Source organism: Rhodothermales bacterium, from assembly GCA_034439735.1.
Taxonomy (GTDB): Bacteria; Bacteroidota; Rhodothermia; order Rhodothermales; family JAHQVL01; genus JAWKNW01.
The window spans coordinates 1-7951 of record JAWXAX010000208.1 but is presented as its reverse complement, the minus strand read 5'-3'; the positions used below and the strand labels follow the sequence as shown (position 1 = coordinate 7951).

The 7951-nt window shown below is 65.3% G+C and carries 4 protein-coding genes; 1 reads left to right on the top strand and 3 read right to left on the bottom strand.

The annotated features are described in order from the left end of the window. Positions 1-220: 220 nt before the first annotated feature. Positions 221-1597, bottom strand: coding sequence for a GntP family permease (locus SH809_15355; protein ID MDZ4701085.1), 1377 nt, complete (start codon positions 1595-1597; stop codon positions 221-223). 382 nt (positions 1598-1979) lie between these two features. Continuing rightward, positions 1980-3248, bottom strand: a complete 1269-nt coding sequence (locus SH809_15350; GenBank protein MDZ4701084.1) for a DUF362 domain-containing protein — start codon at positions 3246-3248, stop codon at positions 1980-1982. 238 nt (positions 3249-3486) lie between these two features. Between SH809_15350 and SH809_15345 the strand changes: the two genes are divergently transcribed. Continuing rightward, positions 3487-5721 carry a TonB family protein gene (locus tag SH809_15345; GenBank protein ID MDZ4701083.1) on the top strand — a complete coding sequence of 745 codons (2235 nt, stop codon included), beginning with the start codon at positions 3487-3489 and terminating at the stop codon, positions 5719-5721. A gap of 3 nt (positions 5722-5724) precedes the next feature. On the opposite strand, the gene SH809_15340 is transcribed toward SH809_15345, so the two are convergent. Continuing rightward, a partial coding sequence (locus SH809_15340; protein ID MDZ4701082.1) for a T9SS type A sorting domain-containing protein occupies positions 5725-7951 on the bottom strand: 2227 nt, incomplete at its 5' end.

Genomic DNA, 7951 nt, shown 5'->3' with positions numbered 1-7951 from the left:
GTTGGAATGCCTCTCGCTGGCCGAAGGAGTCAACCAGTTCGCCTTTGTCGCTCGGTTATGGCTGCCCGCAATGAAGGCGAGTTTCAAAGAACTACGCGCACGCCAACAACTGGTCGCTGCGTAACATCAGTAATTCATTTGATACGGCCTCAACTATTGATTCGCATTAATCGCTATTGGCTAATCGCTAATCGCTACTCGCTAATCAAGTCCTACGCCATCACCCCTTCATCGGAAACAGCGCCGCCAGGATCAGCACCTCCACCAGCCCGACGACCCCGATCGTGGCCAGCGTCACCGTCCACGTTCGCAAGGTTTCGCGTTCGGTGAAGCCGCTCATGCGGGCCACGACCCAGAAGCCGCTGTCGTTCATCCAGGTCACCACCATGGCGCCGAAGCCGATGGCGAGCAGGATGTAGACCGGGTGATACGGCAGGCCGGCGCCGTCGCCGATCAGGGCGAGCATGATGCTGGAGGTGGTGATCATCGACACGGTGCCCGAGCCCTGGGCGATTTTCATCACCGCCGCGATGATCCAGGCGAGCAGGATGTAGCTGACGGACAGGTCGGCTGTCGCCCACTGGATCGCGTCGCCGATGCCGGAGAGCTTGATCATCGCTCCGAACGCGCCGCCGGCGCAGGTGATGAGGATAATCACGCCCGCGATCTGCAGCGGCTCGCCCATCGCATCCCCCACCTCGCGAATCCCCCAGCCCTTTCGGCGTGCCCACAGCCACAGCGAAATCGCCGTCCCGATGAACATCGCCACGTTTTTGTTGCCGGCAAACGCGACGGCCGTATTGTCGCTCCCGATGGCCGTGGCCACGGTCGCCATGCTGATGAGGATGACCGGCAGCACCACCGGCGCGAGCGACAGGAGCAACCCGGGCGTCCACCCGCCTTCGCGCTGCTGAGGGGGGGCGGATACGAAGTTGGAGGGCTGGAAGGTGACCCCCATCTTGCGGTTGAGGCGCGCGCCCATCGCGTAGGCCGCGATGCCGGGTAGGATGCCGGCGATCAGGCCGGCCATGATCGTCACGCCGAGGTCGATCTGCAGCGTCTCGGACATGATGAGCGGGCCCGGCGTCGGCGGCACGAGGTGGTGGGTCACGGCAGCTCCGCCGGCGATGGCCATCACGAACAACACGTAATCCTTACCCGTGCGCATCCGAAGGGCGAGGACGAGGGGGAGGAGGAGGAAAAAGACCGTGTCGAAAAACACCGGGATGCTGATGATGAAGCCGCTCGCAAACAGCGCCATGGCCGCCCGGGTCTCGCCCAACGCGCCGATCAACGCATTCACGATCCGGTCCGCCGCTCCACTCTGGAGCATCGCCGTCCCGATGATGGCCGCGAGGGCGATGACGAAGGTAATCTGGCCGGCGACCACCCCGAACTCCCTCATCGGGATCTCCACCGCCCGGATCACATGTGCCAGCGCGGCGTCGCCCGGGAGGGTGTGGCTGAGCAGCCCCACAAATACGGCGGCGATCATCAGCGACAAAAACGCGTGGATGCGGGCAACCGCGATCAGGAATACGACAAACGCGATCCCGAGAAACAGGACGATAAACGGCCAATAAGGGGCGGAGGTCATGGGATTAGCGATTAGCGATTCGTGAATAGCGATTTATGCGAATCAGGAGTTGGAATACAGCGCATACTGGCTTCCGCCGCACGCTCCCTGTTCGTCTTCCCCAACTTGATTGGGGATCCATGGAAGCATGAGAATGCAGCATATGCGTCTTTAAGGGCGATAGTAGCACGCCCGGGGTACCCGAAACGCAGCGAGGTTGGTGCTCCTGTCTTTCTGCAGCCTGCATAAGGCCCGGCTGCATGCGATCAGCCGCCTATGGATCCCCAATCAAGTTGGGGAAGACGAGGAAAGGGGGAATGCCAGTCAGATTTATTCATTTGATACGGCCTCAACTCCTGGTTCGCATGATTCGTGATTGGTAAGGGTTAGGGCCGCGCCCCCATCATCCCCATCGCATCGGCGCGGGGTCCGAGACGACGGTCAGGTTCGGGTGCCTCCGCGCCTCGGCGAGCAGGGGCTCGGAGGCGTGGATCTCGGCGAGGGAAAGTGTATCGGCGATCCGCACGATGCGGGCGTGTTCGGGTTTGACGCGGAGGAGGGTTTTGACCGCGAGGCGGACGGCATCCTCGGCGGTGTCCATCACCAGCGGGATGGCCGCGCCGTCGAGGTAGGCGCTGGTGATGACGTTCGCGTAGGTCGAGTTGAAGTCGACCCGGTTCAGCAGCCGGCGCGTGATGACATCCGCCATCCCCACCCCGGTAGCGTTTCCGTGGGTCTGATCCGTGAGGTCGAGCACGACGACCTTCTGGACGCGGGGGCGGTCGAACCCGGTGACGCCGCGGCTATTCCGGCCGGCGATGTTCGGGTCGAAGCCCGAGCCGCTGATCTCTTTCCCGATCCGGTCGATCACCAGCACGTCGATGTCGTCGAAGCAGATGCGGGGCATGTAGGCCGTCGCGAGGGTTAACAGTGCGGCCTCGCGGGTGAGGAGGGTTTCGGGGGGGAGGGCCTCGATGTGGGCGGTGTGGTCGTACGCGTCCTCCACGACGCCGATGCCAAACAGGAACGGGATACGCTCCATCAGGCAGGCGGCGGCCTGCGGCAGCACCTCGGCGAAGCGATCCATCCCATGATCCGTGTGCATGATGCTGGCGCCGGCGATCTTCCCCATCCCGATCACCATCATCTTGATCACCCCGCTCTGGATGGGGCCGCGGACTGTCGTGTGGGGCTTGATGCGGTTGATGAGCACGATCCCATCGGCCTCGTGGGCGAGGCGGTCCATGTGGAGCACCGTGCCGTCGGGCATGCGGGTGATTTCCACGGTATCCATGGTCGCGCGGACGGGCGCGCCGACGCGGGCCTCGGTGACGCCGTAGTCGGCCAACACCCGCGTCTGCCCCTCGGCCGTGGCGCCGCCGTGGCTGCCCATGGCGGGGAAGACGAAGGGGCGGGCGCCGGCTTCTTTCAGGGCGCCGACAAGGGCCCGGACCAGCTCTTCCAGGTTCGCGACCCCGCGGCTGCCGACGCCGACGGCGATGGAGGCGCCGGGAATAATCCGCCGGCGGATGTCCGGCAGCAGCACCTGCTCGCGCACGGCTCCGGGTAGATCGGGCAGGCGGTGGACGTCGAACGTCTGCCGGACGCGGGCCATCGCGGGCATCGGGATGGCGAGGCCGCCGGCGATTTTGAGGGTGGACGTGTCGAACATGAGGGCGGGTAGGGTGGCGGGTGGAGCGCAAGATACACTTTTGTCGGCTTATGCAATGGCTCGTCTGCGCCAAAAGCAAGCGCCGTATGCGCCAGCGGCACCGTAAGCAATTAGTGAAATAGCCGACTCCGAACCGGGGCTTCCCCCCGTACCTTGATGCCATCCTTTCGCCATCCCATTCGTGCCTTTCGGGAGCAGGCGCCAGCGTTTACGGCTTTTCGATACATCTCAGCAGGTCATGATCCTTTCCAACGGAAGTATCTTGCATGGGCGGTATGCCGTCCAGAGCGTACTCGGCGACGTGGGTCCGTTTGATGTCAACTACCTCGCGTGGGACCTCCAGGCGGAGCGCGAGGTGGTGGTGCGCGAGTATTACCCGCTCCGCCTCGCCCAACGCGGGCGCGACGGCGCCACGCTAGAAGTAAACGATCCGCGCCTGTTTGAGTATGGCCTCGGGGCCTACCTGGCCGAGGGGGCGCTGTTGATGGACATCCGCCACGCCGGCGTGGTGACGTGCACCGACCAGTTCAAGGAAAACGGCACGGTGTACCGGGTGAACGCGTACGTCTCCGGCGCGTCGCTCGCCGCCTACATCCGCCAGCACCAGGGCCGGATCGGGGAGGAAGATGCGATTTCCGTCGTCCAGGGGGTGCTGGGCGCCCTCGAAGCCTGCCACGCCCGCCGGCTCTTCCACGCCGGCATCACCCCGAAGTCGATCTACATGACGGTGGCCGGCCCGGCGGTGTTGCTCGGTTTTCAGTCGGCCCGCTTCAAACTCGCCCGCCGGTGCGAGGCGGTCGACGAGGCGCTGCATCCGGGCTTCTCGCCGCCCGAACTCGCGGGCGGCGACGCACCGGACGGTCCCTGGTGGGATGTCTACGGCTGTGCCGCGACGCTGCTGTTCATGCTCTCGGGGCGGGTGCCGCCGGCGATTACGATTCCCTCGGAGGCCGGCCGCATCCAGACGGCCTTGCACCGGGCGTCCGGATTATCAGCCGAGTTGAGGGGCGTCCTGGAACGGGCGATGGCGTTCCACCCGGCCGACCGGCCGGCCACGGCGGACGCGTTCGGGGCGCTGCTGGCCGAGGTGGGCACGCGCCGGCTCCGCCCGAGCGCCGCCCGCCCGATGCTCCACGTGGGCATCGACCTCGAGGAAGCCAGCAGCGATGCCCTCTGGCACAGCGACATCGAGCTGGTCGCCGCCACGCCTTACGAACGATCCGAACCCTCCGCCCCAATCCTTTCATCTACCCAAAAGGCGGAACGTCCCATGCCACGCGAATCATCCGACATCATTTCTTCCCAGCCCCCCTCTTACGCCCTTTCCAACGGCCACGACCGGGAGCCTGCTTCGCCGGCCCGCGAATCGAGCCGAGAACCGCGTCGCGAGCACGAACTGGAGCTGCTCGTCGTGAAGATGGTCAAGTGGCAGCAGGTGTTCGTCGGCAGCATCCTCGCCATCGTCTTCCTGGCCATGATCGGGGTGATCGGGGGCGTGTTCTTTGCGCCGGGCGTGGCGCAGCGGCTGATGGCGTCGGATCCGGGGGGATCGATCCCGGAAGCGCAGGCCGCGCCGGCCGTCGTGGCCCCGCTGATGGCGGCTACGACGGTTGATAGCCTTGCGGCGGCGATTCCCGCCGCGGAAGCGCTGGCAGAGGATGAGGGGGTCGAGTTCGACCTGTACGAGCCCGAACCGATCGCCGCTGTGATCGAGTCTGTGACTGAAACGGTGGTCGATGAGCCGGCGGCCCCAGAAGTAGCACCCACCCGTGAAGCGGTGTCGCGCGAAATACCAGCCCGAGACGTGCTGCCCGAGCCTGTCCCCGAAATCGAAGCGCCCGCTGTGGCGGAGCGTGTCGCGCCAGAGCCCGAAGAGCCTGAGCCCGAACCAGAGCCGGCCGTTGCGGCGCCACCGCCTGTCTCCCCCGAAGTGCTGGCGGCACAGATCCGGCGGGAGCAGTACACCTATTACCGGGCGCAGGGGGACAGCCTCATCCGGCTCGGCTTTTACGCAGCCGCGCTCCACCTGTACCAGTCCGCCCAGCGCATCGAACCCACCGACGCGTACGTGGCGACGCAGCTCGCCACCATCGAGACGCAGCTCCAGGACGATGCACGCCAGCGGGAAATCGCGGACTCGCTGAAGGTGCGGATCGGCAAGGTGACGGATGGGGAGGGGTATTTCGTGGCGCCGGACACGCCGGTGGCGGTGGTGGAGGAGCCAGCGATGCGCCGGGCGATCCGCTACCCGTTCGCGGCGTCGCAAGCCAGCATAACGGGGCGCGTGACCGTCCAGTATCTGGTGGATGCCAACGGCCGCTTCGTGACGGCCCGGGTGGTGAACGGCATTGGCGGGGGGTGCGACGAGGAAGTCGTGCGGGCCCTGCGCGAGGCGCGGTTCGCGCCGGCGACGTTTAACGGCCAGCCGGTGGTGGCCTGGGCGCGGTTCAGCGTCGTGTTTGGGGGGCGGTGAGCGTTATCGGAGCACTACGGTCCGCCCCGTAACACGGGTGGTTTGGGACTCCAACACATAGAGATACATCCCCGACCGCACCGGCAGCTCGGCCTGGTTCTGTCCATCCCAGATAATCGAATGAAAGCCCCGCTCCGCAGCCGAGCGGGAGAGCAGCGTGGCCACCTCTTTTCCGAGTAGATCGTATACCTTGAGCGTCACCACATCGTCGGCCGGCAGGCCGAAACGGATCGAGGTGGACGTGCGGAAGGGATTCGGGAAGCTCTCGATGGTCATCGATTCAGGGAGTTCACGGGCACCCGCCAGCGTGGCCGCCAACACGTCCGGCTCACCCACCAGGAGTGAGAACCGATCGGCGAACGCCTCGGGAGAGCCGGCCACCGTATAGGCCGGCTGCCGGCGGATATTGATGTGAGTATGCAGCAGGCGGTCGAGGAGCCAGATCTCCAGGTCCTCGGGGACCGATTCGAGCCCGTCGAACGTTAGCTGGATGGGTTCGTCGACGGACGTGCTCAGCTCAAACGTCCATTCCACCTGGCCGGCGCCAAACGGGCGGGCGTCGGTGCTGAAACGCCGGAAGGGCACGTCCCAGTCCTGTCGACCGAAATAGAGCGAAACGTACGCTCCGATGACCGGCGGCTCGGGACGATCGAGGGCATCCCAGCGCGGGCTGGACGACGCGGAGAGAGCGGCGTAGTTGTCGGTATCCTGCGCATGGGTGGATCGAGCCTGGATATGGATCTGCCAGTCGACCTCCGCCTCCGTTTTTGCCGTCGGGAGCGCGCGAGCCGGCGCCGGCTCGCCATCGAACCGCGCCAGCACATCGGCCGTAAACGGCGCCACGAGCAGCTGGTCCGATGCCACGGACGCCACGGCATACCCGACAAACGGCTGCATTGAGCCGGTGAAGGCGCTCCACGAGCCTGTAAAGGTTCGGATGTCCACCGTGCCGCCCGATGCCAGCCGTAGCTGCGGCCGGCTGACCGGGAAGTTGAAGGGCGTGCCTACGAAAGTCCACCCCGGATTCAGCGGAATCGCGTACTCGCCGGCGAGGGAGACCGATGTTGCGGGTCCGGTGGTGATCTCCCGGCCGGCCTCGCTGCTCGCCAGCCAGAACGCGGCGCCCGGGGCCATGGCGCCTGAGTTGGGGAATTCGCCGTAGGACTGGTCGGCGTTCAGGCCGAAGAGCCGCCAGCTGGATGGGTCGTAGTTGCCGAGGTCGTCCTGGAGGACGGCAGCCGGCGTGGTATTGTTCGCCACGACGGGAATCGACACGAGGCGGTAGGCGGACTCCGTGGAGCCGGTCACGGAGATCGGTTGGGAGAGCCCCTCGTCATCGCTTACGCGGACGTTGAAGTCTGCCGTATTCGCCGTGACACCATTCCCATCCGCCGCGCCGATGGCGTATCGCAGGCCCCGCAGGTTGACGTCGGTGCCCGGAATCGTGGCCTGCCACACATTGCCACCCGTGTTGCTCATCGTCAGCAACGGCGGCGTGGCCGAGTTGCTGCCCTGGGCATAAGCGACCAGCGCCAACGACGTGCCGCCGGTGGCGCTAATTGTGGCGGAGATGGTCAGGTCCTCTCCCGCGGTGGCTGAGGTGATGGGGGTGTGGGTGATGGTCGGAGGGTTGTTGGACTGCGCGTCGTAGCGCACGACAGCATCGAGCCACATCAGCCAGCCGTCATCCGCGTCCGACAGCCAGGAGGTGGACATGTTGATCCAGCCGCCGCTGGCGAGCTGTTCCCAGTCTTCCGCCACGAACCGCCCCAGGAAATCGGTCGAAGCGATCGCGATACTTTCGTAGACGGCCGAGCCGTAGGTGCCAAAATCGACGACGAGGAAAAAGTCGTCGGACACCGGAATGGGGTTGTCCAGCACATGGATGGTCGTAACCGCCGGCGTGCCGAGGTCTTCGTCGGCATCGACGAAAGCGTAACTAAAAATCTGGCCGCCGAGGAGCGTTCCCGGGCCGCCGGTGAGCGGGTCGACATCAAAGATCTCGACGGCATACTCTTCGGTGGTGACGTTATTTCCCTTATGGATAAAGGTCACCAGGATTTCCTCAACCGTCGCGTTCTCCGCATTGGATGGGAGGGCTAACCGGGTGGCCTTGGCGCGGTCCTCGAACGAGTTGGTCCCGTGGATCCAGCCGGTCGAACTCGGAAAAAGGGTGGATGAGGGGATGCGAAAGACCGTGTTGCTCCGCTGGTAATTGCGAAGGGTATCC

Excerpts from the sequence above, each read along its gene's own strand:
- SH809_15350 (MDZ4701084.1), bottom strand. The coding sequence starts at position 3,248 with ATGTTCGACACGTCCACCCTCAAAATCGCCGGCGGCCTCGCCATCCCG.
- SH809_15355 (MDZ4701085.1), bottom strand. The coding sequence starts at position 1,597 with ATGACCTCCGCCCCTTATTGGCCGTTTATCGTCCTGTTTCTCGGGATC.
- SH809_15345 (MDZ4701083.1), top strand. The coding sequence starts at position 3,487 with ATGATCCTTTCCAACGGAAGTATCTTGCATGGGCGGTATGCCGTCCAG.